The 25,407-nt window shown below is 60.3% G+C and carries 24 protein-coding genes and 1 pseudogene; 15 read left to right on the forward strand and 10 right to left on the reverse strand.

The genetic code is table 11. From position 1 onward, the window contains the following. The first annotated feature begins 173 nt into the window (after nt 1–173). From KHQ26_RS04395 to KHQ26_RS04410, 4 genes are all read left to right on the forward strand, one after another. Complete coding sequence (locus KHQ26_RS04395) at nt 174–527, forward strand: DUF1304 domain-containing protein (RefSeq protein ID WP_211777849.1); 354 nt, start codon at nt 174–176, stop codon at nt 525–527. 103 nt (nt 528–630) lie between these two features. Continuing rightward, entirely contained in the window at nt 631–1,839 is a 1,209-nt protein-coding gene (gene yedE / locus KHQ26_RS04400; protein ID WP_002903234.1) for a selenium metabolism membrane protein YedE/FdhT, read from the forward strand. Beyond that, nucleotides 1,836–2,069 carry a sulfurtransferase-like selenium metabolism protein YedF gene (gene yedF, locus KHQ26_RS04405; protein ID WP_002903233.1) on the forward strand — a complete coding sequence of 78 codons (234 nt, stop codon included), beginning with the start codon at nt 1,836–1,838 and terminating at the stop codon, nt 2,067–2,069. The genes yedE and yedF overlap by 4 nt, the downstream gene beginning before the upstream one ends. 250 nt (nt 2,070–2,319) lie before the next feature. Next, on the forward strand, nt 2,320–2,712 hold the full coding sequence (locus KHQ26_RS04410) for a DUF1398 domain-containing protein (protein WP_002903231.1): 393 nt from the start codon (nt 2,320–2,322) through the stop codon (nt 2,710–2,712). A 34-nt stretch (nt 2,713–2,746) separates the two neighbouring features. Here the strand turns inward: KHQ26_RS04410 and KHQ26_RS04415 are convergent, their stop codons facing one another. Beyond that, nucleotides 2,747–2,905, reverse strand: coding sequence for a YqaE/Pmp3 family membrane protein (locus tag KHQ26_RS04415; RefSeq protein ID WP_002903230.1), 159 nt, complete (start codon nt 2,903–2,905; stop codon nt 2,747–2,749). Nucleotides 2,906–3,187: 282 nt separating this feature from the next. Here KHQ26_RS04415 and gap point away from each other — a divergent pair, with 282 nt between their 5' ends. Next, nucleotides 3,188–4,186 carry a type I glyceraldehyde-3-phosphate dehydrogenase gene (gene gap, locus KHQ26_RS04420; RefSeq protein ID WP_002903227.1) on the forward strand — a complete coding sequence of 333 codons (999 nt, stop codon included), beginning with the start codon at nt 3,188–3,190 and terminating at the stop codon, nt 4,184–4,186. A gap of 48 nt (nt 4,187–4,234) precedes the next feature. On the opposite strand, the gene aldA is transcribed toward gap, so the two are convergent. After that, nucleotides 4,235–5,674, reverse strand: a complete 1,440-nt coding sequence (aldA, locus tag KHQ26_RS04425) for an aldehyde dehydrogenase (RefSeq protein ID WP_004224547.1) — start codon at nt 5,672–5,674, stop codon at nt 4,235–4,237. On the opposite strand from aldA, the gene KHQ26_RS04430 reads away from it, so the two are divergent. Next, on the forward strand, nt 5,673–5,810 hold the full coding sequence (locus tag KHQ26_RS04430) for a hypothetical protein (protein WP_020803977.1): 138 nt from the start codon (nt 5,673–5,675) through the stop codon (nt 5,808–5,810). The two genes, aldA and KHQ26_RS04430, sit on opposite strands and share 2 nt — an antisense overlap. 61 nt (nt 5,811–5,871) lie before the next feature. On the opposite strand, the gene KHQ26_RS04435 is transcribed toward KHQ26_RS04430, so the two are convergent. Next, nucleotides 5,872–6,672, reverse strand: a complete 801-nt coding sequence (locus KHQ26_RS04435) for a YdcF family protein (RefSeq protein ID WP_020804001.1) — start codon at nt 6,670–6,672, stop codon at nt 5,872–5,874. Between the two features lie 380 nt (nt 6,673–7,052). Here KHQ26_RS04435 and KHQ26_RS04440 point away from each other — a divergent pair, with 380 nt between their 5' ends. Beyond that, nucleotides 7,053–8,378 carry an MFS transporter gene (locus KHQ26_RS04440; protein ID WP_020803989.1) on the forward strand — a complete coding sequence of 442 codons (1,326 nt, stop codon included), beginning with the start codon at nt 7,053–7,055 and terminating at the stop codon, nt 8,376–8,378. 206 nt (nt 8,379–8,584) lie between these two features. Here KHQ26_RS04440 and KHQ26_RS04445 read toward each other — a convergent pair whose 3' ends face one another. Genes KHQ26_RS04445 through KHQ26_RS04470 form a run of 6 tightly spaced genes read right to left on the reverse strand, consistent with a single transcriptional unit; the run spans nt 8,585 to nt 16,096 of the window. Next, nucleotides 8,585–10,015, reverse strand: coding sequence for an amino acid permease (locus tag KHQ26_RS04445; protein ID WP_211777850.1), 1,431 nt, complete (start codon nt 10,013–10,015; stop codon nt 8,585–8,587). Nucleotides 10,016–10,024: 9 nt separating this feature from the next. Further along, entirely contained in the window at nt 10,025–11,020 is a 996-nt protein-coding gene (gene astE / locus KHQ26_RS04450; RefSeq protein WP_032410294.1) for a succinylglutamate desuccinylase, read from the reverse strand. 10 nt (nt 11,021–11,030) lie between these two features. After that, entirely contained in the window at nt 11,031–12,371 is a 1,341-nt protein-coding gene (astB, locus tag KHQ26_RS04455) for an N-succinylarginine dihydrolase (protein ID WP_004148240.1), read from the reverse strand. 21 nt (nt 12,372–12,392) lie between these two features. Further along, complete coding sequence (gene astD, locus KHQ26_RS04460) at nt 12,393–13,859, reverse strand: succinylglutamate-semialdehyde dehydrogenase (protein WP_004210329.1); 1,467 nt, start codon at nt 13,857–13,859, stop codon at nt 12,393–12,395. After that, nucleotides 13,850–14,872 (reverse strand): arginine N-succinyltransferase, encoded by a 1,023-nt coding sequence (gene astA, locus KHQ26_RS04465; protein ID WP_004140076.1) that lies wholly within the window; start codon nt 14,870–14,872, stop codon nt 13,850–13,852. The genes astD and astA overlap by 10 nt, the downstream gene beginning before the upstream one ends. 18 nt (nt 14,873–14,890) lie before the next feature. Beyond that, complete coding sequence (locus tag KHQ26_RS04470; RefSeq protein ID WP_032410290.1) at nt 14,891–16,096, reverse strand: bifunctional succinylornithine transaminase/acetylornithine transaminase; 1,206 nt, start codon at nt 16,094–16,096, stop codon at nt 14,891–14,893. Nucleotides 16,097–16,265: 169 nt separating this feature from the next. Here KHQ26_RS04470 and KHQ26_RS04475 point away from each other — a divergent pair, with 169 nt between their 5' ends. Next, nucleotides 16,266–16,412, forward strand: a complete 147-nt coding sequence (locus KHQ26_RS04475; RefSeq protein WP_004224524.1) for a hypothetical protein — start codon at nt 16,266–16,268, stop codon at nt 16,410–16,412. Between the two features lie 212 nt (nt 16,413–16,624). After that, the gene (locus KHQ26_RS04480; RefSeq protein ID WP_211777851.1) at nt 16,625–17,842 is read left to right on the forward strand and encodes a Glu/Leu/Phe/Val family dehydrogenase; all 1,218 of its coding nucleotides are present in this window, start codon (nt 16,625–16,627) and stop codon (nt 17,840–17,842) included. 155 nt (nt 17,843–17,997) lie between these two features. Here the strand turns inward: KHQ26_RS04480 and KHQ26_RS04485 are convergent, their stop codons facing one another. Continuing rightward, nucleotides 17,998–18,996, reverse strand: coding sequence for an aldo/keto reductase (locus tag KHQ26_RS04485; protein ID WP_004148231.1), 999 nt, complete (start codon nt 18,994–18,996; stop codon nt 17,998–18,000). Nucleotides 18,997–19,096: 100 nt separating this feature from the next. Here KHQ26_RS04485 and KHQ26_RS04490 point away from each other — a divergent pair, with 100 nt between their 5' ends. From KHQ26_RS04490 to KHQ26_RS04515, 6 genes and pseudogenes are all read left to right on the forward strand, one after another. Then, a complete protein-coding gene (locus KHQ26_RS04490; protein ID WP_002902971.1) occupies nt 19,097–20,044 on the forward strand; it encodes a LysR family transcriptional regulator in 948 nt (315 codons plus the stop codon). A 107-nt stretch (nt 20,045–20,151) separates the two neighbouring features. Further along, nucleotides 20,152–20,583, forward strand: coding sequence for a MarR family winged helix-turn-helix transcriptional regulator (locus KHQ26_RS04495; RefSeq protein ID WP_002902969.1), 432 nt, complete (start codon nt 20,152–20,154; stop codon nt 20,581–20,583). After that, nucleotides 20,583–22,235: pseudogene (locus KHQ26_RS04500) on the forward strand (MFS transporter). The gene KHQ26_RS04495 and the pseudogene KHQ26_RS04500 overlap by 1 nt, the downstream one beginning before the upstream one ends. Before the next feature lie 28 nt (nt 22,236–22,263). After that, on the forward strand, nt 22,264–23,349 hold the full coding sequence (locus KHQ26_RS04505) for an HlyD family secretion protein (protein ID WP_002902965.1): 1,086 nt from the start codon (nt 22,264–22,266) through the stop codon (nt 23,347–23,349). Continuing rightward, the gene (locus KHQ26_RS04510; protein ID WP_020804011.1) at nt 23,346–24,725 is read left to right on the forward strand and encodes an efflux transporter outer membrane subunit; all 1,380 of its coding nucleotides are present in this window, start codon (nt 23,346–23,348) and stop codon (nt 24,723–24,725) included. Before KHQ26_RS04505 ends, KHQ26_RS04510 begins: the two co-directional genes overlap by 4 nt. Continuing rightward, nucleotides 24,726–25,400 carry an O-methyltransferase gene (locus tag KHQ26_RS04515; RefSeq protein WP_004151576.1) on the forward strand — a complete coding sequence of 225 codons (675 nt, stop codon included), beginning with the start codon at nt 24,726–24,728 and terminating at the stop codon, nt 25,398–25,400. Nucleotides 25,401–25,407: the final 7 nt, after the last annotated feature.

Raw genomic sequence — 25,407 nt, forward strand, 5'->3', positions numbered from 1 at the left:
AAAAGAACCCGGCATGCTAGCACCGCTTAGCTAAACCAAGGGGCAATCAGATAAACCGACGCTCTTCGCGGCGGGAAAATATGACGCTATCTGCACTATAGCAGTCGTCCTCTCGCCTGGTGAGCGCCTGCGGTTATACTTGAGAAACATTCCCCTAATCGTTAAGGACCGCTGTGTTAGCCACTCTCCTCGTTGCGCTGGTCGCTATTATTCATCTCGCCATCCTGGTGCTGGAGATGTTTCTCTGGGAAGCCCCCGCCGGGCGCCGGGCCTTTAACCTCAGCGCCGATTTCGCCCGGCAGACCCGGGTGCTGGCGGCCAACCAGGGCTTGTATAACGGCTTTCTGGCCGCCGGCCTGGCATGGGGGCTGTGGCTGGGGGCGCCGGGTGTGCAGGTGGTTATCTTTTTCCTGGTCTGCGTGCTGGCCGCCGGGATTTTCGGCGCGCTGACCGCCAGCCGCAAAATTCTCTATATTCAGGCGCTGCCCGCGCTGCTGGCGCTGGTTGCCGTGCTGACGCAAGCGTAGGGCCTTGATCCAAAACAGAGAAAGCAGGCGCTAAGGCGGGTACTATTTGCCCCCTTTGGTCGGTCATCGACCGTTAATACCTTCTGAGTTCAGAGGCATTTTTATGACATGGCAATCCTTCAAACAGGCCTGGCTTATCCGGTTCTGGTCTCCTGTCCCGGCGGTCATTGCCGCGGGCATTCTCTCTACCTACTATTTTGGCATCACCGGCACCTTCTGGGCGGTGACCGGCGAATTCACCCGCTGGGGTGGTCAGCTGCTGCAGCTGCTGGGCGTCCACAGCGAACAGTGGGGCTATTACCAGCTGATACATCTCGAAGGGTCGCCGCTGACCCGCATCGATGGCAGGATGATCATCGGCATGTTCGGCGGCTGCCTGGCCGCCGCGCTGTGGGCGAATAACGTCAAACTGCGCTTGCCACGCAGCCGGATCCGCATTGCGCAGGCCGTGGCGGGCGGCATCATCGCCGGGTTCGGCGCACGGCTGGCGATGGGCTGCAACCTGGCGGCCTTCTTCACCGGCATTCCGCAGTTCTCCCTGCACGCCTGGCTGTTTGCCATCGCCACCGCCATCGGCTCCTGGTTTGGCGCCCGCTTCACGCTGCTGCCCCTTTTTCGCATCCCGGTAAAAATGCAAAAAGTGTCCGCCGCCTCGCCGTTAACCCAAAAACCGCAGCAGGCGCGCCGCCGCTTCCGCCTGGGGATGGTGGTCTTTTTCGCCATGATCGGCTGGGGCCTGCTTACCGCCGCAGACCACCCGGCGCTGGGCCTGGCGATGCTGTTCGGTATTGGCTTTGGTCTGCTTATCGAGCGCGCGCAGATCTGCTTTACCTCCGCCTTTCGCGATATGTGGATCACCGGCCGGACGGTGATGGCGAAGGCGATTATCTTCGGCATGGCGGCGAGCGCCATCGGTATCTTCAGCTATGTGCAATTGGGGATGGCGCCGAAAATTATGTGGGCCGGTCCTAATGCGGCGATTGGCGGGCTACTATTTGGCTTTGGCATCGTGCTGGCCGGCGGCTGTGAGACCGGCTGGATGTACCGGGCGGTGGAGGGCCAGGTTCACTACTGGTGGGTTGGGCTGGGCAACGTCATCGGCTCAACGCTGCTCGCCTGGTGCTGGGACGATATCGCCGCCCCCCTCGCCACCCACTGGCAGAAAGTCAACCTGCTGAACGCCTTCGGTCCCTTTGGCGGACTACTGGCCACCTATCTACTGCTGCTGATCGCCCTGCTGCTGGTGATCGCCTGGGAGAGACATTTTTTCCGCCGCCAGGCGGCGGTCCGGACCGTGAAGGAGAGCGCATGAAAAACATCATCCCTGATTATCGCCTGGATATGGTCGGCGAACCCTGCCCGTATCCGGCGGTCGCTACCCTGGAGGCAATGCCTTCCCTGCAAAAAGGCGAGATCCTAGAAGTGGTCAGCGACTGTCCGCAGTCGATCAATAACATTCCGCTTGATGCAAGGAACCACGGCTACACGGTGCTGGATATTCAACAGGATGGCCCAACCATTCGCTATTTGATTCAGAAGTAGCGCCGTTTTCCCGCCGGCGGCCTTCCCCGCCGGCGCTTGTCTCCTCGTTCCCGCCTCGCCGTTCGCTTACGCATCGCTGACCAGGTAGCCAAACGATTGCAATAGATTGTAACACTTGAAACCGTGTTCCAGTTACGCAATAACCATTAATATAACGCACCTATATTATTAAAATGCGAATAAGTTATTTAGTGAATGGTTTCTGCCGCTATCGGCCAAAGCCGCACACAGCGACACGATAAGGATCGAAATGGAACTGCTGGTCAGGCTGGGTCATTTTTTTGAGCAAGCGCGTTCTGACGCCGACTATGCCACCTTCGCCAATGAACTGCGTCGGCATAAGGTCTCCTACTACATCTATTTTGTTTCCACCGGCAATATGAATTTCGTAATGGCAAACGACGAGGTGGTCTCGGTAAAAAGCGCCCGCGGGCTGCTGCGCGTTCGCGCTGAGGCCAGCCATTGTCTGACCAGGGCCGCCGTTATCCGCCACTTTGCCCGGGCCATTAACTTTGAACAGTACTGCCGGGATCTCGCCAGCGCCGGGGTGTTTAAGTGGATCGTCGATCTGGAAGAGGAGACCCGGCACTACTGGTCTAAGGATAATACGCTGTTGTATAAAGAGTGCCTGATGCCCCCCTGAACCGGTCTCAGGGGGAGGCGGCGAGGGTCAGCCTTTAATCGCGGGTCTGCACCCAAAAGGCGTGGATCAGGCCAGGAATATAGCCCAGCAGGGTCAAAATGATATTGAGAATAAACGCCCAGCCGAAGCCTTTTCCCAGCAGCACACCCAGCGGCGGCAGAATGATAGTGAAAACGATTCTCCAGAATCCCATAACCTCTCCCTTCGTCTAACGTCAATTTTTTACTAAGCTATTCAATAGTTAAGCATAGACGCTTTTCGTCGTTTCGCCAGCAGGCAGCCCCCTCATCTCTGGTAACAAAAATCATTCCCTGCCGTCACGGGCAAAAAAGACCGGGAAAACATTCACTTTTCCCCTCTCCGGCCCGCAGGCCCTGGCAAAGCGCACAGATTGTCAGTTGACCAATCAGGGGGACAGGGCTAAGCCTGGAGGAGTTTCATCACATCGAGTCGTTTTACCAACCGGAGAATATCCATGAGTAAACTTGGAATTAATGGATTTGGTCGTATCGGACGTCTGGTGTTACGTCGTTTATTAGAAGTCGACAGCAGCCTGGAAGTGGTGGCTATCAACGACCTCACTTCGCCAAAGGTGCTGGCCTACCTGTTGAAGCATGATTCAAACTACGGCCCCTTCCCGTGGAGCGTCGACTTTACCGAAGATGCGCTGATCGTCAACGGCAAAACCATTACGGTGTATGCCGAAAAAGAGGCGCAGCATATTCCATGGCAGGCGGCAGGCGCCGAGGTGATTGTGGAGTGTACCGGGTTCTACACCTCGGCCGAGAAATCGCAAGCCCATCTCCAGGCCGGCGCGCGCAAAGTGCTGATTTCCGCCCCCGCCGGCGAGATGAAAACCATCGTCTACAACGTCAACGATGACACCCTGACCCCGGATGACACCATCATCTCCGTGGCCTCCTGCACCACCAACTGCCTGGCGCCGATGGCCAAAGTTCTGCAGGATGCCTTCGGCATCACCGTAGGCACCATGACCACCATCCACGCCTATACCGGCACCCAGTCGCTGGTGGACGGGCCGCGCGGAAAAGATCTGCGCGCCTCCAGGGCGGCGGCGGAAAACGTTATCCCGCACACTACCGGCGCGGCAAAAGCCATTGGCCTGGTGATCCCTGCCCTGAGCGGTAAGCTGAAAGGCCATGCCCAGCGCGTACCGACCAAAACCGGCTCAGTGACGGAGCTGGTATCGGTGCTGGAGAAAAAGGTGACTGCGGATGAGGTCAATCAGGCGATGAGGCAGGCGGCTGAGGGCAATGAATCCTTTGGTTACACCGAAGAGGAGATCGTCTCTTCCGATATCATCGGCAGCCATTTCGGTTCGATCTACGATGCTACCCAGCTGGAGATTGTGGAGGCCGGCGGCGTACAGCTGGTGAAAACCGTCGCCTGGTACGATAACGAATACGGCTTTGTCACCCAACTGATCCGCGTGCTGGAGAAATTTGCCCGCTAAGTGAACGGCGGGCAGCCTGCGCTGTCCGCCGGTTCTGTGTGGAGTGCCTCAGGCCTGCAGATAGACCACCTGGGTCTGCAGGTACTCATTCAGGCCGTGGCGGCCATCTGCGCCGCCGATCCCCGACTTACGCCAGCCGGCGTGGAACCCCTGCATCGCCTCAAAGTTCTCACGGTTGATATAGGTTTCGCCAAACTTCAGTCCCTTAATCGCTTTCATCGCCACGTTCAGATCGCGGGTATAGATTGAGGAGGTCAGGCCATAGTCGCTGTCATTGGCCATCGCCAGCGCCTCATCAAGGGTCGAAAACGCCACCACCGGCAGCACCGGCCCGAAGGTTTCCTCGTGGATAATGTCCATCTCCTGACGCACATCCAGCAGCAGGGTCGGCGGATAAAAATAGCCTTTGCCCTCCAGCGGCTGGCCGCCCAGCGCCACCCGCGCCCCCTGCGCCACCGCCTTCGCCACTTTGCCCGCCACCTGGTCCCGCGCCGCCGCGTTGATCAGCGGCCCCATCGCGATGTCATCCCGCGTCGCCGGGTCGCCAAACTGCACGGCCTTCATCGCCTCGCCGAGGCGGTTGACGAAGCGGTCGTAAATGCCCTGCTGAACATAGACCCGCTCGACGCAGTTACACACCTGCCCGGTGTTAATCACCCGCGAGTCCACCACCGCTTTCACCGCCAGCTCCAGATCCGCATCGTCCATCACAATGGCAGGCGCTTTGCCGCCGAGCTCGAGGCACACTTTGGTGATATTTTTCGCCGCAGCGGCCATAATTTTCTCTCCCGCCGCCACGCTACCGGTCATGCTAACCATCGCCACCTTCGGATTGCCGGCCAGCTCCTGACCAACGGTTTCTCCGCGGCCAAGCACCAGGTTAAAGACCCCTTTCGGCAACCCAACCTGATGGACGATCTCGGCAAAGGCGATGGCATTATTGGGCGTAAATTCGCTGGGCTTAATGACGATGGTATTCCCGGTGATCAGGGCCGGCGCCAGCTTGCGGGCGATAAGAAAGAACGGGAAGTTCCACGGCAGGATCCCGGTGGTCACCCCCAGCGCGCGTTTAAAGACGAGGATATTCTCTCCCGGGCGATCGCTCTGCACGATCTCGCCTTCGTAACGGCGCGCCCATTCGGCCATATAGTCGAGATAGTCAGCGGTGAATGCGACTTCCACCGCCGCCAGCTGCTGGATCTTGCCGCCTTCAGCCACGATCAGCCCGGCAATCTCTTCAGCACGCTGGCGGATACCCGCGGCAATCTTGCGCAGCCAGCCCGCGCGCTCAATCGCCGGCAGTGCTTCCCAGGCGGGCTGGGCGCGCTCAGCCGCGTCAATCGCCAGCCGCGCCTCTTCGGCAGTCCCGTCCGGGATCCGCGACAGCAGCGCTTCGGTCGCCGGGTTAAGCACGTCGATCCAGCCGTCGCCGCGACCGGAAACGAACTGGCCATCAATATACATCGGGTGTTGAACGGGTGCTGTCATGGCTGCTCCTGTAGTGCGTTTGTATTTAACAAGTGATTTTTTTGTTAAATATCGGGCGGATAAGCCGTGGCTTCGCAGCACGTTGGCGCTGTTCTGTGAGCTGATTCATAAAACCGGGCCAAAAATGCCCGCTTGAGGTTACATTCCAATAACACAAATTGCCCGTTTGCGATAAATCTGCCGCAAACGGGCAGTTTTCAGCCGAGGGTGCGGGCCTGCAGCGCCCCGGCAAGCTGGGCGTCCTCCCGCAGCTGTCGCCAGGCATCGATGATCTCCGGCGGGAAGGTGACGTGGCTGATGAAGTCTTTCCCCCGCGGACCGTATCCTTCAGGCGTATCCTGCAGGCGCGGCAGCTCGCCCAGCAGCAGCGCCAGGTAGCGGGCGACCGGCCACAGCCCCGCCCCGCCGCCCGCGAACCCCAGTTGACCATCGGTCTGCTCCAGCACCGGCGAGCAGCCGGGAAAGCTCAGCCACTGTGGCGGCGTCGTCACCCCCTGCCAGACGCGGGCGAAGGTGGCCATGGTTCGCCGCTGCATGGTGGGGTCCTGAATGACGATCCCGCGACGATGAGGGATCCCCCCGTTCTCCAGCGTGGTCCGGGTAAAACGGGCGTTCTCGCCGCAGTTGGTCGACTGGTCCTCCACCACCAGCCGCGAGCGCGGAATTTGCCAGTAGTCATGAGCAATATCGGCCAGAACATGCGCTTCCGGACGGCCATCCACCAGCAACGTACGGTAACGGGGATCCTGGCGCACCGCCTCGTAGAGATAGCCCGTAGAATGTCCCACGCCGCCGCTGATCAGCAGCGGGACCGCCTGCGCCGCCGCCAGACGGCAGGCGGCGTCGATGGTTGGGATCACGGCGTTGCCGGCCAGCACTACCACGTCCACCTGCGGCAGCGCGGGCAGCGTCGCCAGATCGTCCTGCGCCAGCCAGGCGCCGACCTGGTTAGCCGCCGCCAGCGTCGCTGCCGACAGCGGAGGAAATTGTTCTGCCATTCTGTCTCCTTAATCCTCTCTCAGCCGAGCGGAGAGGATGCTTTCGCTATCATAAACGCCGCCTGCCGGGAGGCATAGCGGCGTCGATTTGTAACCATTTTGAAATAACAAGAAACATCTAAAAACAGGCGGGTTGCACCTGAACAACTCACTATGAAAATAACAAAAAACAGCAAAATCAGGTGGAAAATAAAAAATAGCGTCGCGGTTATACCAGTTCAAAGCGCGCCATAACGCCCAGTTTGCCAGCGATAAACTTGCCAATTGTAACCTTCAACCCTAAGTTGCTTAACAATTACACAACCTTTTCACATCAGGTTGCACCCTGCTCGTACAGAGTGACACCTGACCTATCTACCGTGGCGGGAGAACGTTTCGTAATGAGCAATCCACAAGACAACACTGCATCCATTCTGCAGAAAAACAAGAAGGTACTGATCGCGAGCCTGACAGGCAGCGCCATCGAATGGTTCGATTATTTTCTCTATGGCACCGCCGCCGCGCTGGTGTTCAACAAAATCTTCTTTCCGATGGTCGACCCGGTTATCGGCCTGATCCTCTCCTGGCTCTCCTTCTCGCTGACGTTTTTTATCCGCCCCATCGGCGGCGTGATTTTCGCCCATATCGGCGATCGCATCGGCCGCAAGAAGACGCTGGTGCTGACCCTGTCGCTGATGGGGAGCGCCACGGTGGCGATCGGCCTGCTGCCCACCTACGAGATGGTGGGCCTCTGGGCGCCGGCCCTGCTGATTATCCTGCGCATTATTCAGGGCATGGGTATCGGCGGCGAATGGGGCGGCGCGCTGCTGCTGGCCTATGAATACGCGCCGGAAAAGCGGAAAGGCTTTTTCGGCAGCATTCCCCAGGCCGGGGTGACCATCGGCATGTTGATGGCGACATTTATCGTCTCGCTGATGACGCTGTTCGATGAGGCGCAGTTTCTCGCCTGGGGCTGGCGCATACCGTTCCTGCTCAGCTCCGTCCTCGTTTTTCTCGGCCTGTGGATCCGTAAAGATATCGACGAAACGCCCGCCTTTAAGCAGGTGAAAAAATCCGGCCAGGTGGCGAAGGCCCCGCTGCGCGATACGCTCAAGCACCACTGGCGGGAAGTGCTGATCGCCGCCGGCCTGAAAGTGGTGGAGACCGCCCCCTTCTATATCTTCTCCACCTTTGTAGTCAGCTACGCCACCACCACCCTGAGCTATCAGAAGTCGCAGGCGCTGGAATCCGTGACCCTGGGCGCGCTGGTGGCCACCGTGATGATCCCGCTGATGGGGCTGCTGTCAGACAAGGTGGGTCGGCAAAAGATGTACACCCTGAGCGTGGTGCTGCTGGGGCTGTTTATCGTCCCGTGGTTCCTGCTGCTCGACACCGGCACCGGCTGGGGCATCATGCTGGCGACGATCGTTGCCTTCGGCATCCTGTGGGCGCCGGTAACCGCGGTGCTCGGCACCCTGTGCTCTGAGATTTTCAGCGCCAATGTGCGCTATACCGGGATCACCCTCGGCTACCAGCTGGGCGCCGCGCTGGCCGGGGGAACCGCGCCGCTTATCGCCACCGGTCTGCTGGCAAAATATGACGGTGACTGGCGGCCGGTGGCCATTTATCTGGGCGTTACGGTGGCGATTTCGCTCCTGGCGATATTCTGCGCCAGCCGGATGAAGTCCGCGCTGGGCACGGCCCCCTCCCGGGCGGAAAGCGCCTGACCGCAGCCCGCCAGGGCTACTACGGAGTCGACTATCCCGCCCGGCGGCGCTGCGCGTGCGCGGGCCTGGGGGGATCGCGCCGCGGGGGAAACCGCTTATCCCAGGTCCGGTAAGCATGTAGGCCCGGTAAGGCGCCAGCCGCCACCGGGCACAAACAGGCGTCAAGTCTTCCCCCCTGCTTAGCCGGCCGCCAGGGCCGGCGGGTGTCAGGCGCTCTGGTTGTCCAGCTGAAGCTGCCCCTCGCGCCGCTGCTTCAGCTTCCAGAAGCCCAACAGCGCGATAAACCACAGCGGAGAAGCCAACAGCGCCAGCAGCGTGTCCGGGTCAAAGATCATGATGAAGATAGCGAACGCGAAGAACAGCAGGCTCACCCAGCTCATCACTACCCCGGCGGGCATCTTAAAGATCGACCCGGCGTGCAGGTCCGGACGCTGACGGCGGTAAACCAGATAGGCCACGAGGATCATCCCCCAGCTGAACACCACCATAATCGCCGCCAGGGTCGAGACGATGGTGAACAGGGTCATCACGTTCGGCACCAGAAACAGCAACAGCGTGCCGATCAGCATGCAGAAGCAGGAGAACAGCAGGCTGCGCACCGGAATGCGGGTACTGCGCGACAGGATACGAAACTGCCAGTGCGCATGCTTCTCCACCGACAGGCCGTACAGCATGCGGGTGCTGGAGAAGACCCCGCTGTTGGCCGAGGACATCGCCGAGGTCAGCGCCACAAAGTTAATCACCGCCGCGGCGGCAGGCAGCCCGGCCTTGGCGAACAGCGTCACGAAGGGGCTGGTCTCCGCCGACACCCCCGGCCACGAGGCGACAGCGATGATCACCACCATCGACAGCAGATAGAAGATGATAATCCGCAGCGGCAGAGCATTGATCGCCTTGGGCAAAATGCGCTGCGGATCGCGGGTCTCCGCCGTCATGGTGCCCAGCAGCTCAATGCCGGTAAAGGAGAAGATCGCTATCTGGAAGCCGGCGAAAAAGCCGGTGATGCCGTGGGGCATAAAGGCCGTCGGGTCGGTGAGATGGCTGAGGGAGGCCGTCACGCCGTCCGGGGAGGTCCAGCCGGTGGCAATCATCCAGCCGCCGGTGCCGATCAGGGCGATAATGGTGATCACCTTGATCAGGGCGAACCAGAACTCCGCCTCGCCAAACATTTTCACCGACAGCAGGTTAAGCAGGAACAGGATCGCCAGCATGCTGAGGGCCGGCATCCACGCCGAGAGTTCCGGGAACCAGTACTGCATATAGCTCCCGCAGACCACCACGTCGGCGATACAGGTCACCACCCAGCTTAGCCAGTAGGTCCAGCCGAGGTAAAAGCTGGCCTGCGGCCCGAGATACTCGCCGACAAAGTCGGCAAACGAGCGGTAGTCATGGCGGGTGAGCAGCAGCTCGCCCATCGCCCGCATCACCATATAGGTAAAGAACCCGACCAGCACATAGATAACCAGGATCGAGGTGCCGGCGACGGCGATGTTGCGCCCCGCCCCCATAAACAGCCCGGTGCCGATGGCGCCGCCGAGGGCAATCATCTGGATATGGCGGGCGCTGAGCCCGCGCTTAAGCTGTGACGCGCCTTCACCTCCGGCGGCAGGTGACGCCTGATGTTGATGTTCAGTCATGGTGTTTCCTCAGGCTGGTTGCGGGAGACGAAGGGCAGCGGCGCGGAGCAACAGCCCGGCGCGCTGGCCGGTGGCGACCCCGGCGTTGGGAAAGAGGATATAGGGGGCCCGGGCCTGCACCACCCAACGTTTCTCTGCCTGGCGGGCGATCTCATACCCTGCCGGGAGCGCGGTGAAGTTTTCAACGTCTGCCGCGAGATTAAGCGTAAATTCCCCCTCGCGCTTGATGATGCTCTCCTCGACCAGGAAGTAGTCCACCGGCGCTTTGTCGCGCGGCGGCAGCGGCGCGTCAGCGATCCAGGCCCGGATCGCCGCGTCGGCGGCGGCGAACAGGCTGAGATCGTTGGCGCCGAACGGCATCACTTTCCCCAGCTCCAGGGTGGCGCTTTGCGCGGCGAACTTTTCGCAGGTGAAATGGGTGAAGGTGCCGCCCGCTTCGGTATGGCGCACGACGGCGTCCATCCCGCTGGCCTGCAGCAGCTGATAGAAATCGGGCGAAAAATCCCCGGCGTGGGCCGGGAGCAGCGCAAACTGGCGATACAGCGATCCGCGAATGGCGGTGTGCATATCGAGATGACCACGGTTGACCGGCCCCGCCGCATCGGCGGCGCGATAAAAAGCCTGCACCGCCTGCTCCAGCGCAAAAGCCCGCCGCGACTCATTTCCCGGGGTGACCGCCAGATGGCGGCCGCCGAACAGGCGATTCAGGTCGTTATGCAGATAGCGGCGCGCGGCGCGGATCGCCGGCAGATTACCAAAGACGATCAGCAGCGCCTGCGTGAGCGGCTGCCGCCCCTGGCTCAGATCGTGGGTTAGCTGCAGCAGCAGTTCAATCGGCGCGGTCTCATTGCCATGCACGCCGGCGGAGAGGATCGTCGCCCGGCGCCACGGCGCCGTCGGCAGCAGCTGTAAAATGCCCTCGCCCAGCCAGCGGGCCTCGATGCCCGCCGGAAAGGTCCACGCCTGCAGGCGGCAGTGCAGTAAATCGTTAACCAGGTGCTCCATCTGCCGCTCCTTAACGCTGAAAATCATAGACCGCGCCGAGGCGCAGGATCTGCGTCAGCTCATCCAGCGCCTGATAAACCTCGCGCAGCAGCTGCGGGTCCGCCAGATCGCGGGCATGCAGCCGGTCGCGATAGTGTTTTTCCACCCATGCCGTCAGCTGCTGATAACGTTCGTCGTTCATCAGGCTATGGGCGTTGACCGCCTGGCGCTCCGCCTCGTTGAGCACCACTCGCAGCCGCAGACAGGCCGGGCCGCCGCCGTTGCGCATGCTTTCCCGCAGGTCAAAGACCGCCACTTCATCGATCGGCGATGCGCTATCGGCGGCGAGATCGCTGAGATAGCGCCAGACGTTTTCCCGCTGGCGGCACTCCTCCGGCACCACGATCAGCATCTTGCCGTCTGGTTTGCTCAGCAGCTGGCTGTTGAACAGGTATGAGGCCACGGCGTCGTCGAGCGAAACCCGCTCGTCCGGCACTTCCACGCTGGTGAACGGGATATCCAGACTGTCGCTTTTAGCCCGCAGCGTGGCCAGCACTGTAGCCTGATCGACAAACGCCTGCTGATGGTGGAACAGCACATGGCGATTGCTGACCGCGATGACGTCGTTATGAAACACGCCGCGATCGATAGCCTGCGGCGCCTGCTGGGCAAACACCGTGTAGCGCGGATCCAGCTGATGCAGGCGGGCCACCGCTTCGCTGGCCTCGAGGGTCTGCCGCGCCGGATACTTCACCGGGGCGATACCGCCGCTGGCGCGTCGACCATAGACGAAAAACTGCACCCCCTGCCGGTCATATTCCCGGCAGAAGCGGTTATGGTTGGCCGCCCCTTCATCGCCGAGGTCGCCATGCTGCGGCAGCGCCGCATGGTGGGCAAAGTAGCGCGGATCGGCGAACGTGGCGCCAAGGATCGCCGAGGTGGTGGGCGCCTCCTGCATACGGTGCAGCTTATTGTTCAGGTTGGCGACGGTGAAATGGACTTTGCCATCGGCGCTGTCCGCCGACGGTGAGACGGTCGCCGCGTTGGCGGTCCACATCGACGAGGCGGAGCTGAAGGCGGAGAGCAGCTGCGGCGCCGCGTGGGCCGCCTGCCGGATAACCTGCTCATCGCTGCCCTGGAAACCCACTTCGCGCAGCAGACGCAGATTCGGCCGCGGCTGCGGCGGCAGAATGCCCTGCACGAAGCCGCGATCGGCCAGGGCTTTCATTTTATACAGCCCCTGCAGCGCCGCCTTTTTAGGGTTAGAGAGACCATCGCGGTTATTTTGCGAGGCTTCATTGCCGACGGAGAGTCCGGCGTAGTGGTGCGTCGGGCCGACCAGGCCATCAAAGTTTGCTTCAAAACCAGACATATGTCCTCACAGGATCCGTTATCAGAATGGCAGGCCCGGCGATACCGTCGCCGGAAGCGTCAGCGTATCGCTGACCAGAGAGGCCATCGGCCAGGCACAGTAATCGGCGGCATACCACGCTGCCGCGCGATGGTTGCCGGAGGCGCCCACCCCGCCAAACGGCGCTTTACTCGATGCGCCGGTCAGCGGCTTGTTCCAGTTGACGATCCCGGCTCGCGCCTCGTCCGCCAGCTGATCAAACTGCGCCGCATCACTGGAGATCAGCCCGACGGCCAGGCCATAGCGGGTCTGATTGGCGAGGCGAATCGCCTCCGGGAAGCCGTCGTAACGGATAATCGTCAGCAGCGGGCCAAAGTACTCTTCATCCGGCACCTCAATACCGGTGACGTCGACGATCCCCGGGGTCAGCACCGTGGAGCGCGGGTCAGGCTGGCGCATGCGCAGCAGCACCTTGCCGCCGAGCCCCTCCAGTTTTTGCTGCGCCGCCAGCATGTTCTGCGCAGCGTCGAGAGAGATCACCCCGCCCATAAACGGCGCCGGCTGATCATCCCACTTGCCGGCGCGGATCTGCGCGCTGGCCTCTACCAGCCGCTGCAGCAGCGCATCCCCCTGCTCGCCGCGCGGCACGATCAGCCGGCGCGCGCAGGTGCAGCGCTGCCCGGCAGAGATAAACGCCGACTGGATAATCACATGCAGCGCCGCATCGATATCGGCCACGTCGGCGACGATCAGTGCGTTGTTGCCGCCCATCTCGAGGGCCAGCATCTTCTCCGGCTGGCCGCCGAAGTAGCGATGGAAGTGGAAACCGGCCGCCGCGCTGCCGGTGAACAGCACGCCGTCGATATCACGATTTTCCAGCAGCGCCTGGCCGGTGGCTTTTCCGCCCTGCAGCAGGTTGATCGCCCCGTCGGGGATGCCCGCCTGCTGCCACAGCTGGACCGTCATTTCAGCGGTAGCCGGCGTCAGCTCGCTGGGTTTAAACACAATGGTGTTCCCGGCGATCAGCGCCGGAATGATATGTCCGTTGGGCAGGTGGCCCGGGAAGTTGTAGGGGCCAAAGACCGCCATCACGCCGTGCGGTTTGTGGCGCAGCAGCGCTTTACCGTCCGGCAGCGTCGACTCATGAAAGCCCGTCCGCTGGTGATAGGCTTCGATGGAGATCGCGGCCTTGCCGATCATCGCCTGCACTTCGGTGCGGGTCTCCCACAGCGGCTTGCTGGTCTCGCGGGAAATCAGGGTCGCCAGCGCCTCTTTATGCGTCTCCAGCAGCGCGGCAAAACGCTGTACGACGTCAATACGCTCGGCCAGCGGCCGGTGCGACCAGGGATAAAACGCCGCGCGCGCCGCGGCGCAGGCCGCCTGGACGTCGTCAGCCCCCGCGCTGGCCGCCTGCCACAGCAGCGACTGATCCTCCGGGGCCAGTTTGCTCATCGTTGCGCCGCTGCCTGGCAGCCACTGCCCGGCTATAAACTGTGCTTTTACCGCCATGATCTGTTGTCCTCTGGATTCAGGGTTACCGTATAAACGCGGTCGGTTTCACTGACCTGCAGCGCGTCCAGCGCGGCGCTGTCAAGCGAGACCTGCTCTTCGTGGGCCACCAGCAGCGCCCGAAAGTTGTCGAATTGACCGTTGGCGACGAGGGTCGGCGCCGGCAGGTCGCCCATCAGCTGCCGGACAGGCAGGCGCTGGCTGTCGCGCACGGCGCGGATCTGATCGGTGTCCGCCTCCAGCACCGGACCGGCATCGAAAATATCCACCGAGCCGCGCCAGCTGAAACCCTCTTTCTCGAGGATCGCCCGCGCCGGGGCGGTATTGGGATGCACCTGACCGATGACCCCGCGGGCCGCTTCCGGCAGCAGTGAGATATAGATCGGGTACGCCGGCATCAGTTCGGCAATAAAGGTTTTCATGCCGGTGCCGGTCAGCCGGTCGGCATCGGCGAACGGGATGTCGAAGAAATGATGGCCCAGCGCATCCCAGAACGGCGACTGTCCCTGCTCATCGCTGCAGCCGCGCAGTTCGGCAAACAGGTGCGGGGAGAACCACTCGCGAAAGGCGGCGATAAATAAAAAGCGCGCCTTGGAGAGCAGCAGACCATTGCGGTTGCGCTGATACGCCGGGTCGAGAAACAGCGTACATAGCTCACTATGCCCGGTGTGGTCATAGCTGAGATTAAGCAGCTCCTGGGGCTTATAGACTCCCAGCGCTTTCGAGGCGCGCACCGTTTTCTGAATGCGAAAATTGTAAAACGGCTCGTCCAGGCCCACTGCGACCTCAATGGCGCTCACCCCCACCACCCGCGCCAGCGCGGTGTCCTCCAGCACAAACAGGAAACCCTGCTGGCTGCGCGGCAGTTCGCCGGCGAAGGTCTCGATACTGCGCCGGATCCGGGCCGCCAGGCGCCCGACGTCATGCGGTAAAGAGGTCATGCCGACCCCCGCCCGCGCGGCGAGGCGGACGATGTCGTCGAGATCGTTTTCCCGTACGGGACGAAATAGCATCACAGGCCGTCCTCCCGGTTAGCGGGTTAAGCGGGCAACGGCGCGATCAAGGCGCACGAAGGCTTCCGCAATATCCGCCAGCGGGATATTGAGCGCCGGCGCGAAGCGCAGCACGTCCGGGCCGGCAATCAGGGCGATCAGCCCCTCTTCCGCCGCCAGGTTAGTCAACGTTTTGGCCTTGCCGCGCAGCGGCCCCGCCAGCTCAGCGCCGATCAGCAGACCGGTGCCGCGCACGGCGCTGAACGCATCGTATCGGGCAGAGATCGCATTCAACTGGTCAACGATCAGCGCATGGCGCTCGCCAACGCCCGCCAGCAGCGGCGCATCGAGATGGGCCAGCACGGCGTTAGCGACGGTTGCCGCCAGCGGGTTGCCGCCGAAGGTGGTGCCATGGGTGCCTGGCTGGAAGACCTGCGCCCAGGCCTCTTTCGCCAGCATCGCGCCGATCGGGAAGCCGCCCCCCAGCCCTTTGGCGCTGGTGAGAATGTCCGGGACGACGTTGTAATGCTGGTAGGCGTAGAGATGGCCGGTACGCCCGGCGCCGGTCTGCACCTCATCGAATATCAGGGTGGCATGATGGCGATCGCAGAGGGTACGCAGCGCCTGCAGGAACGCCGGGTCCGCCGGGATCACCCCGCCTTCGCCGATAATCGGCTCGACGATCACCGCGCAGGTGCGCGAGGAGATCGCCACGGTGACCGCCTCGATATCGTTATAGGGCAGATGGGTAATGCCCTGCGGCAGCGGAGCATAATCGCTGGAATATTTCGGCTGGCCGCCAACGGAGACGGTGAACAGCGTGCGGCCGTGGAAGGCGTGGTTGAAGGCGATGATTTCGCTTTTTTCACCGCCAAACTTATCGTGGGCATATTTCCGCGCCAGCTTAAGGGCCGCCTCGTTGGCTTCGGCGCCGGAGTTGCAGAAAAACACCTTGTCGGCAAAGGTCGACTGCACGAGGGTTTTTGCCAGCTGCAGCACCGGCTCGTTGGTATAGCCATTGCCGATATGCCACAGTTTCGCCAGTTGATCCTGCAGGGCCTGAGCCAGCGCCGGGTGAGCATGGCCCAGGGCGTTCACTGCGATGCCGCCCGCCATATCGATATACTCTTTCCCCTGCTGGTCCCAGACGCGGGAGCCCGCCGCTCTGACCGGAATAAACGGCGCGGGGGCAAAACAGGGAACCAGGTAAGCGTCAAAATCTTCGCGAGTCATACTGCCTGACATAATTTATCTCCGGAACGTAAGACGACGGAAAACGCTCCCGTCGCGTTGGACAATCGACATTAACCCTGCCCCTCGGCTTATTTTGGGCACGAGCGCACCCGCTGCGATGGTAAAAATATTCACCACAGAAAAATAAAGCCCTATTCTTTTTACGGGTAATTGTTAATTCATGGTTAATGCCATGTTGTTGTGTGGGCTAATGCTGGCCTGTGAACAACAAGATTGTCAATACGGGCAAAAGCAATTTATTCACTTTTTGAAGATCATCAAGATAATGAAAAACATAGAAAAAATATTTTCTTATGCACTTAAGTGAATAAAAAGTGAATTAAAATGCACAGCTTGCGGGTGGTTGACGTGCGTAGTTATTCACTTAAAAAATAAAAAATCTAACAAAAATTTAAAAATCGGAATTGCCGTCAAATACCGCTTTATAAAATTGGTGATACCATTCATTGCACAGAGTTTACTGCTGTAGCTATTCCACGGTTTTACACGACATAAATAACACTGAGAAACAGGACTCTTATGGAAAAGTTATCTTACGCATCTGAAAGTAGTACATCTCCATGGACCACCTACCTGCGCCAGATCGACCGCGTCGCGCCTTATCTCGGCGATCTTGCCTACTGGGTGGAAACCCTGCGCCATCCGAAGCGCGCGCTGATCGTCGACATTCCTGTGCAAATGGACGACGGCACCATCCGCCACTTCGAGGGCTATCGCGTTCAGCACAATCTGTCGCGCGGACCGGGTAAAGGTGGTGTTCGCTACCATCCGGATGTCGATCTTAACGAAGTCATGGCACTTTCTGCCTGGATGACCATTAAGTGCGCCGCGGTCAATATTCCTTACGGCGGGGNNACCCGCCGCTACACCAGCGAAATCGGCATTATTATCGGGCCGCAGAAAGATATTCCGGCGCCGGACGTCGGCACCAATGGCAAAGTGATGGCATGGATGATGGACACCTACTCCATGAACCATGGCACCACCATCACCGGCGTGGTCACCGGCAAACCGATCCACCTCGGCGGCTCCCTCGGTCGTGAAAAAGCCACCGGACGCGGCGTGTTTGTCACCGGCCGGGAAGTTGCCCGTCGCGCCGGTATCGAAATTGAAGGCGCCAAAGTGGCGCTGCAGGGCTTTGGTAACGTCGGTAGCGAAGCGGCCCGCCTGTTCGCCGGGGTCGGCGCTCGTATCGTGGTTATTCAGGATCATACCGCGACCCTGTATAACGAAGGCGGAATCGATATGGCCGCCCTCACCGCCTGGCAGGCGGAGAAAAAGCAGATTGCCGGTTTCCCGGGCGCCCAGGAGATCGATAAAGACGCCTTCTGGACCACCCCGATGGACATCCTGATCCCGGCGGCGCTGGAAGGGCAAATCACCCGCGAGCGCGCTGAGAAGCTGACCTGCAAACTGGTGCTGGAAGGGGCCAACGGCCCAACCTATCCGGAAGCGGACGACGTGCTGGCCGAGCGCGGCGTGATCGTGGTGCCGGACGTTATCTGCAACGCCGGCGGGGTGACCGTCAGCTACTTTGAGTGGGTACAGGACATGGCCAGCTTCTTCTGGAGCGAAGAGGAGATCAACGCCAAGATGGACCGCATTATGACCGACGCTATCGTGCACGTCTGGGATAAAGCCGCCGAGAAAGAGTGTACGCTGCGCACCGCCGCCTATATCGTGGCCTGCGAGCGCATCCTGATGGCGCGTAAAGACCGCGGCATCTACCCGGGCTGATCCCCATCAGCAACCGCATCAGGGGTGGCCTTGCGCCGCCCCTTTTTTTCTTTGCCGCGCCGTTAACCGCCGAGGATGTGCGCTATCTGACGAGGAGTTGTTCGGCAAAGGTGACAACGTCACGCAAGTAATAACCATCCGCTGCCCGCAGGGGATTATTTTTCGATTAAATCAAAGTCGCCCTGGGTATAGCGTAAGCCAGTGACGTTGTCGGCAGTGAAAATATGTTCGATGGTGAGGATGTCCTCCGGCGCGAGAGTAATATTCGCGGCGCCGGCATTGTCGCGCAGGTGAGCAATTTTCCTCGCCCCCGGGATAGGCACGATATCCTCGCCTTTGCTCATCACCCAGGCAAGGGCAATCTGCGCAAGGGTCGCGTCATAGCGGGTGGCCACCTGCTGCAGGCGCTCAAGCAGCAGCTGGTTTTTGCGCATGGTTTCGGCCTGGAAGCGCGGCAGATGGCGGCGGAAATCATCCGCTGCCAAAACGCCGGGATCGGTAATTGTCCCCGTCAGGAAGCCGCGGCCAAGCGGGCTGTATGGCACAAAGCCGACCCCCAGCTCGCGGCAGGTGTGGAGAATACCGGCCTCCGGCTCGCGGCTCCATAGCGAATATTCCGTCTGCACGGCAGCGATCGGATGTACCTTGCAGGCCCGGCGCAGCGTCTGAGCAGATACTTCCGACAGACCGATATGGCGAATTTTACCCTCTTTAACCAGATCGGCCATAGTGCCCACCACCTCTTCCACCGGTACCGCGGGATCGACGCGGTGCTGATAGAGCAGATCGATGGTCTCGACATTCAGTCGCTTCAGCGACCCTTCCACTGATTCGCGAATATGTGCCGGACGGCTGTCAACGCCGGCCATCCGCTCCAGACCCTGGCCGGTCGGCAAAATACGAAATCCAAATTTGGTGGCAATCTGCACCTTATCGCGAAAACCTTTAATCGCTTTTCCGACCAGAACTTCATTATCGAAAGGACCATATACTTCGGCGGTATCCAGGAAGGTCACGCCCATGTCCATGGCGGCATGGATCGTATTTATCGCCTGCGACGTTTCAGCGCCGCCATAGGCAAAACTCATCCCCATACATCCGAGACCTAATGCGGAAACCTGAAACTTCTCTTTTCCAAGATAACGTGTTTTCATCTTATTTTCCTTAATTGCTGAATGGCATTAAATATATACTTCCCTTTCATATTGATAACAATTAATCTATTCCGAACGCGGTGTTAGCTGGAAATTAACAATGAAAACCTTGCCCGATCTGCAACAAATAGAAATATTAATACTCATAGTGAAACATGGCAGTTTTCGTCAGGCCGCTAAAGCGTTAAACCTTTCCCCACCGGCCCTTACCGTCGCTATTAATCATCTGGAAGAAAAGTTAGGCGTGCGCCTGCTAAATCGCTCAACGCGCAGTTTGTCATTAACCGCAGTGGGTGAGGAATTTCTTAATAATATAACGCCGGTGGTCAATGATTATCGCCGGGTGGTGGACAGTCTGAATTATCACCGTCTGACTCCGGAAGGCGTGGTGAAAGTTAATTTACCGCGCATTGTTATTGACCTGTTTTTTCAAGACTATTTTATCGCCTTTAAAAACGCCTGTCCCAATGTGACGCTCGAACTGTATGCCACCGATCGGAAAGTCAATATTATCGAGTCCGGTTTTGACGCCGGCATTCGCTATTCGCAGGATGTGCCCAAAGAGATGATTGCCATCCCCTTTGGCGAGAAACTATCGCTGATCCCGGTGGCCAGCCCGGACTATATACGCGAAGCCGGAGAGCCCGACACCCCGCAGTCATTAGTTAATTTCCGCTGCATTAACCGCTGTTTTCCTGGTGGGGAGAAGTACCGCTGGGAGTTTATTGGCCCCAGCGGCGAGCTTAGCGAGGTCGCGGTTAAAGGCGATCTGGTCGTCGATGCCGATAGCGCAATGATCCAGGCCGCGGAGAGCGGATTAGGCATCGCCTTTGTCTATCAGTCGCTGGTGACGCAGCAGCTGAGCGCGGGCAGCCTGGTCCATTTGTTACCCGACTACCGCTATCCTGCCGACCATTTCTGCGTCTACTACCCAAGCCGGAAACATATTCCCGCCCCCCTGCGGGCCTTTATCGCCTGGGTGATGGCGCAGAATAAAAATATCCTCGGTCAGCAGACCGCACGACACGGATCGCGGCCGGAAGGTTAACTACAATTAACGTACATACCGTTAACCAATTTCTATCTTTCATCTTGAACTCCGGCGGTTATCCGGCATAAAATCGTTAGAGCTCTAACGATATTGACAGACGACCTATGGACAATCGACAGCTTACCTTCTCCCATCTTTTATACCTCACCGCGCACCACTGGCGGCTGGCGGTCAATCGTCGGCTGAAAAATCTCGGTCTCAGCCAGGCCAGCTGGGTGGCGGTAGCGTCCATCGCCCGCCACCAGCAGCCGCTGTCGCAAAGCGAACTGGCGCAGGAGCTGGGGGTGGAGAGCCCGACCATTGTGCCGTTGATCCATCGTCTGGTCGCCCTCGGACTGGTGGAGCGCATCACCACCGCCAGCGACAAACGTAAGCGACTGCTGGTGGTCACCGACAAAGGGAAGGCCCTCTATGAACAGGTCAAAACGGTGGCTGACGATCTGCGCGAAGAGATCCTGACGGCGATTACCCCACAGGAGCAGGAGCAAACCCAGCGGGTGCTGGAAAAGCTGTTGCGCGAAGTGGAGAAGAAATAATGCCCCGTCGCCAGGATAACCCCTACGCCCCGCATGACTGGGCGCCGCATGAAAAACCGGCTCTGCTCGGTTCGCCGTCGACGCCGCTGCACAGTCCGGCGAAACGCCTTGCCTACGGCGTGGTCGGTCTGCTGGTATGTCTCACCGGCGCGCTGGGCAACGCAGTGGTCACCGCCAACCTGCAGCTGCTGCAGGGTACCTTCGCCGCCTGGTCGACAGAAATCGCCTGGCTGCCGGCGGTATACGTGATGACCAACGTCTCCATCAACCTGCTGCTGGTGAAATTCCGCCAGCAGTTTGGCCTGCGCGCTTTCACCGAAGGCTTTCTGGTGCTCTATGTGCTGGTCACCTTTTTCCACCTCTTCGTCAACGATCTCAGCTCAGCGATGATGGTTCGCGCCGCCCATGGCATGGTGGCCGCGGCGCTCAGCTCGCTGGGGATCTACTACCAGGTACAGGCCTGGCCTGCTCGGCATCGCCTGAAAGGGCTGACTATCGGCATCACCGGCTCGTCGCTGGCCATTCCCCTGGCGCGCCTCTTTTCCACCGAACTGCTGCAGACCGATGAATGGCGCGGTCTCTACTTCTTTGAACTGGGCCTGGCGCTGGTGTCGCTGGCCTGCGTCATCGCGCTAAAACTGCCGCCAAGCGATCGTAAAAAAGTGTTCGAAAAAAAGGATTTCATTACCTTCTTTCTGCTGGCGCCCGGCATGGCGCTGGTGTGCGCCGTGCTGTCGCTGGGGCGGCTCGAGTGGTGGTTTGAAGCGCCGTGGATCGGCTGGGCGCTGGCGGCGGCGGTAATACTGATCGTCGCTGCGATTACCTTCGAGCATAACCGCAGCAACCCCCTGCTCAATACCAAATGGCTCTCCAGCGGCAGCATCGTGCGTCTGGGCCTGATTATGCTGTTGATCCGCATCGTGCTGGCGGAGCAGAACACCGGGGTCATCGGCTGGCTGCAGTACGTTGGCCTGCAAAACGAACAGATGACTAACCTCGCGTGGTCGATTTTCGCCGGTATTCTGTGCGGGATCATTGCCAGCTGTCTGACGCTCAACCCGCAGAAGCTCTACTGGCCGACCGCCACCGCGCTGGCGCTGATCATGATAGCCTCGCTGCTCGACAGCCAGTCCAACGCCCTCACCCGTCCGGAACAATTAATGTTCAGCCAGTTTTTACTCGGCTTCGGCAGCGCCTTCTTTCTGGCCCCGGCGATGCTCGCCGGGATTGGCGGCGTGTTTGCCGACCCGCGCAACCTGGTCAGCTTCTCGGTGCTGTTCGGCATGAGCCAGAACATTGGCGGGCTGCTCGGCTCGGCGATCCTCGGCACCTTCCAGACCTGGCGTGAGAAATTCCACTCCAGCCAGCTGGCGGACCAGATAACCACCCTGAACCCGCTGATCGTCGAGCGGCTGCAGCAGTACAGCCAGATGTATCAGAGCCAGATTGGCGACAGTACGCTGCTCAACGTTCAGGCCACCACCCTGCTGCAAAACGCCGCGACGTTGCAGGCCAATATTCTCGCCTGGAATGATACCTATCTGCTGACGGCGGCGATCTCCGCCGGGACACTAGTGTGGGTTTTCTGGCGCTTAATTCGCTTACGACTGACTGCCCGTATCGCGTTGCAACGCGCTACCGGCAGCAAATAATTATCATCATTTCATCTCTGGAGTCGTTATGAGTCAGCAGGATGCGGCCAAACAACAGGCCAACACCCGGAATAATATTCGCGTGGTTTCCATTTTTACCGCCGCGGCGATAGGCCTCGTCGGCGTGCTGGTGATCCTCTACGCCTGGCAACTGCCGCCGTTCACTCGTCATAGCCAGTTTACCGACAACGCCTATGTGCGCGGGCAGACCACCTTTATTAGCCCGCAGGTCAACGGCTATATCACCGCCGTCAACGTCAAAGATTTCGCGATTGTCCAGCCGGGCGAGGTGCTGTTCCAGATAGACGATCGCATCTATAAACAGCGGGTGCATCAGGCCCAGGCTACCCTGGCGATGAAAGAGGCCGCGCTGCGCAATAACCTGCAACAGCGCAAAAGCGCCGAGGCGACGATCGCCAAGAATGAAGCCGCGCTGCAAAACGCCCGCGCGCAGAATCTGAAAATCCAGGCCGATTTAAAACGCATCCAGCAGTTAACCGCCGACGGTTCGCTGTCGATCCGCGAACGTGATTCGGCGCGGGCCAGCGCGGCGCAAGGGGCGGCGGATATTGAGCAGGCGAAAGCGGCGCTGGAGATGTCGCGCCAGGACCGTGAATCGACCATCGTCAATCGCGATTCGCTGGAGGCCGACGTGGCCAGCGCCAAAGCGGCGCTTGAGCTGGCGCAGATCGACCTGCAGAATACCCAGATTATCGCCCCCACCGGCGGCCAGCTGGGGCAGATCTCGGTGCGTCTTGGCGCCTATGTCAGCGCCGGGACCCATCTGACCTCGCTGGTTCCGCCGCAGCACTGGGTGATTGCCAACCTCAAAGAGACCCAGCTGGCCGAAGTACGCGTTGGCCAGCCGGTCACCTTCACCGTAGACGCGCTCAACGGCGAGACCTTCCACGGCAAGGTGCAGAGTATCTCCCCGGCGACCGGGGTGGAGTTCAGCGCCATCTCTCCGGACAACGCCACCGGCAATTTCGTCAAGATCGCCCAGCGCATCCCGGTGCGTATTACGGTCAACGACGGGCAAAACAACAGCGAACGCCTGCGGCCGGGGATGTCGGTGCAGGTGACTATTGATACCCGTGCGGAGAAACAACCATGATCCGCCCGGTCGCCCTTGCTATCGTTCTGGCGCTGGTCGGCTGTCAATCCGCCGATGTGCAACGCGCGCAGCCGACCCTGACCATTCCTGCCGCCTGGCGGGCCGACGTTGGCCCGGCCAGCCCGGTGGAGGGCGTATGGTGGCGCAATTTTCATGACAATACCCTCAATCAGTATGTCGACCAGGCGCTGCGCTATAACAGCGATGTGCTGATCGCCCGCGAGCGGGTGAATGAGTATCAGGCGCGCGCTTACGCCGCCGACAGCAGTCTGTTTCCGTCACTGGACGCCAGCCTCACCGGCACCCGCGCCCGGACGCAGTCCGCCGCCACCGGCCTGCCGATCCACAGCACACTGTATAAGGGCGGCCTGACCGCCAGCTATGATGTCGATATCTGGGGAGCGAACCGCAGCGCGGCCAACGCCGCCGGGGCCAGCCTTGAGGCGCAGAAAGCCGCCGCCGCCGCCGCCAATTTGAGCGTCGCCAGCTCGGTGGCCGTTGGCTACGTCACGCTGCTGTCGCTGGATGAGCAGCTGCGGGTGACCCAGCAGACGCTAACATCAAGGGAAGACGCGTGGCGCCTGGCCAAACGTCAGTTTGAAACCGGGTATACTTCACGCCTTGAGCTAATGCAGGCGGATTCGGAGCTGCGGTCAACGCGGGCGCAGATCCCGCCGCTACAGCACCAGATTGCGCAGCAGGAAAATGCGCTCAGCGTGCTGCTCGGCGATAACCCTGGCGCGGTAAAACGCGGCGAGTTCGCCCAGCTTACCCCGCTGCGTCTGCCGTCGCAGCTGCCGTCCACCTTGCTCAACCGCCGTCCGGACATCGCTCAGGCCGAGCGCCAGCTGGTGGCCGCCGACGCCACGCTGGCCTCGTCGCAGGCGCAGCTGCTGCCCTCTATTAACCTGACCGCTACCGGCAGCCTGCAGGACCGGACGCTGCCGGATCTGCTGGACAACCCGCTGCGGCTGTGGAGTCTTGGCGGCAGTATTCTGGCGCCGCTGCTAAACCGCCAGGCGTTAAATGCCCAGGTGGACGTCTCCATGGCCCAGCGCAACCAGGCGCTCTATAGCTATGAGAAAACGGTGCGCAGCGCGTTCAAAGAGGTCAATGACAGCCTGGACGCCATCAGTCGCTATGGCGAACAGTTATCCGAGCTTCAGGAACAAGAGACCGTTGCCCAGGAAACCTTACGTATTGCACAAAACCGCTACCGTAACGGCTACTCTTCTTATCTGGATGTGCTTGATGCCCAGCGAACGCTGTTCTCCACCCAGCTTAGCGTGGTGCAGGTGAAGAACAACCTGCTGCTGGCGCAGATCGATCTGTACCGGGCGCTGGGAGGCGGCTGGTCTGACTCATCAGGGAGCTAAATGGGGAAGCGTCATATGCAACAACAGTGGTCGGCAGTAGACAATTATTTGATTAAGGCCTTAATTCCCGGCGATCCTGTACTCGATCGGGTACTGGAAAACAACCATCGTGCCGGGCTCCCGGCACACGATGTCGCCGCCAATCAGGGTCAGTTTCTCGCCCTGCTGGTACGGCTAACCCAGGCTAAGCGGATACTGGAGATCGGCACCCTCGGCGGCTATAGCACCATCTGGATGGCGCGCGAGCTTCCTGCAGACGGCCAACTCCTCACCCTGGAGGCCGACGCGCATCATGCCCAGGTGGCGCGGGAGAATCTGCAGCTGGCGGGCGTTGACCAGCGGGTCACGCTACGGGAGGGACCCGCGCTACAGTCCCTGGAGTCGCTTGGCGAATGTCCCGCTTTCGATCTGATCTTCATCGATGCCGATAAGCCGAATAACCCCCATTATCTGCGCTGGGCGCTACGTTATTCCCGCCCAGGAACCTTAATTATTGGCGATAACGTGGTACGCGACGGCGAAGTGGTCAACCCACAGAGCGCCGACGAGCGCGTTCAGGGTGTGCGTCAGTTCATTGAGATGATGGGCGCCGAGCCACGGTTGACGGCAACGGCGCTGCAAACCGTGGGCACTAAAGGCTGGGACGGCTTTACTCTGGCGTGGGTAAACGCTTAAGCGTGGA

It is taken from the genome of Klebsiella sp. 10 (genome assembly GCF_018223925.1).
In the GTDB taxonomy this organism is placed as follows: domain Bacteria; phylum Pseudomonadota; class Gammaproteobacteria; order Enterobacterales; family Enterobacteriaceae; genus Klebsiella; species Klebsiella pneumoniae.

Coding starts and splice junctions, on each gene's coding strand:
- KHQ26_RS04475 (WP_004224524.1), top strand. CDS start 16,266: ATGGTTAATGCCATGTTGTTGTGTGGGCTAATGCTGGCCTGTGAACAA.
- KHQ26_RS04410 (WP_002903231.1), top strand. CDS start 2,320: ATGGAACTGCTGGTCAGGCTGGGTCATTTTTTTGAGCAAGCGCGTTCT.
- KHQ26_RS04470 (WP_032410290.1), bottom strand. CDS start 16,096: ATGTCAGGCAGTATGACTCGCGAAGATTTTGACGCTTACCTGGTTCCC.
- KHQ26_RS04505 (WP_002902965.1), top strand. CDS start 22,264: ATGAGTCAGCAGGATGCGGCCAAACAACAGGCCAACACCCGGAATAAT.
- KHQ26_RS04485 (WP_004148231.1), bottom strand. CDS start 18,996: ATGAAAACACGTTATCTTGGAAAAGAGAAGTTTCAGGTTTCCGCATTA.
- yedE (WP_002903234.1), top strand. CDS start 631: ATGACATGGCAATCCTTCAAACAGGCCTGGCTTATCCGGTTCTGGTCT.
- KHQ26_RS04440 (WP_020803989.1), top strand. CDS start 7,053: ATGAGCAATCCACAAGACAACACTGCATCCATTCTGCAGAAAAACAAG.
- KHQ26_RS04435 (WP_020804001.1), bottom strand. CDS start 6,672: ATGGCAGAACAATTTCCTCCGCTGTCGGCAGCGACGCTGGCGGCGGCT.
- astB (WP_004148240.1), bottom strand. CDS start 12,371: ATGTCTGGTTTTGAAGCAAACTTTGATGGCCTGGTCGGCCCGACGCAC.
- gap (WP_002903227.1), top strand. CDS start 3,188: ATGAGTAAACTTGGAATTAATGGATTTGGTCGTATCGGACGTCTGGTG.
- yedF (WP_002903233.1), top strand. CDS start 1,836: ATGAAAAACATCATCCCTGATTATCGCCTGGATATGGTCGGCGAACCC.
- KHQ26_RS04490 (WP_002902971.1), top strand. CDS start 19,097: ATGAAAACCTTGCCCGATCTGCAACAAATAGAAATATTAATACTCATA.
- KHQ26_RS04430 (WP_020803977.1), top strand. CDS start 5,673: ATGGCTGCTCCTGTAGTGCGTTTGTATTTAACAAGTGATTTTTTTGTT.
- KHQ26_RS04510 (WP_020804011.1), top strand. CDS start 23,346: ATGATCCGCCCGGTCGCCCTTGCTATCGTTCTGGCGCTGGTCGGCTGT.
- KHQ26_RS04415 (WP_002903230.1), bottom strand. CDS start 2,905: ATGGGATTCTGGAGAATCGTTTTCACTATCATTCTGCCGCCGCTGGGT.
- KHQ26_RS04445 (WP_211777850.1), bottom strand. CDS start 10,015: ATGACTGAACATCAACATCAGGCGTCACCTGCCGCCGGAGGTGAAGGC.
- astE (WP_032410294.1), bottom strand. CDS start 11,020: ATGGAGCACCTGGTTAACGATTTACTGCACTGCCGCCTGCAGGCGTGG.
- aldA (WP_004224547.1), bottom strand. CDS start 5,674: ATGACAGCACCCGTTCAACACCCGATGTATATTGATGGCCAGTTCGTT.
- astD (WP_004210329.1), bottom strand. CDS start 13,859: ATGGCGGTAAAAGCACAGTTTATAGCCGGGCAGTGGCTGCCAGGCAGC.
- KHQ26_RS04515 (WP_004151576.1), top strand. CDS start 24,726: ATGGGGAAGCGTCATATGCAACAACAGTGGTCGGCAGTAGACAATTAT.
- astA (WP_004140076.1), bottom strand. CDS start 14,872: ATGCTATTTCGTCCCGTACGGGAAAACGATCTCGACGACATCGTCCGC.
- KHQ26_RS04495 (WP_002902969.1), top strand. CDS start 20,152: ATGGACAATCGACAGCTTACCTTCTCCCATCTTTTATACCTCACCGCG.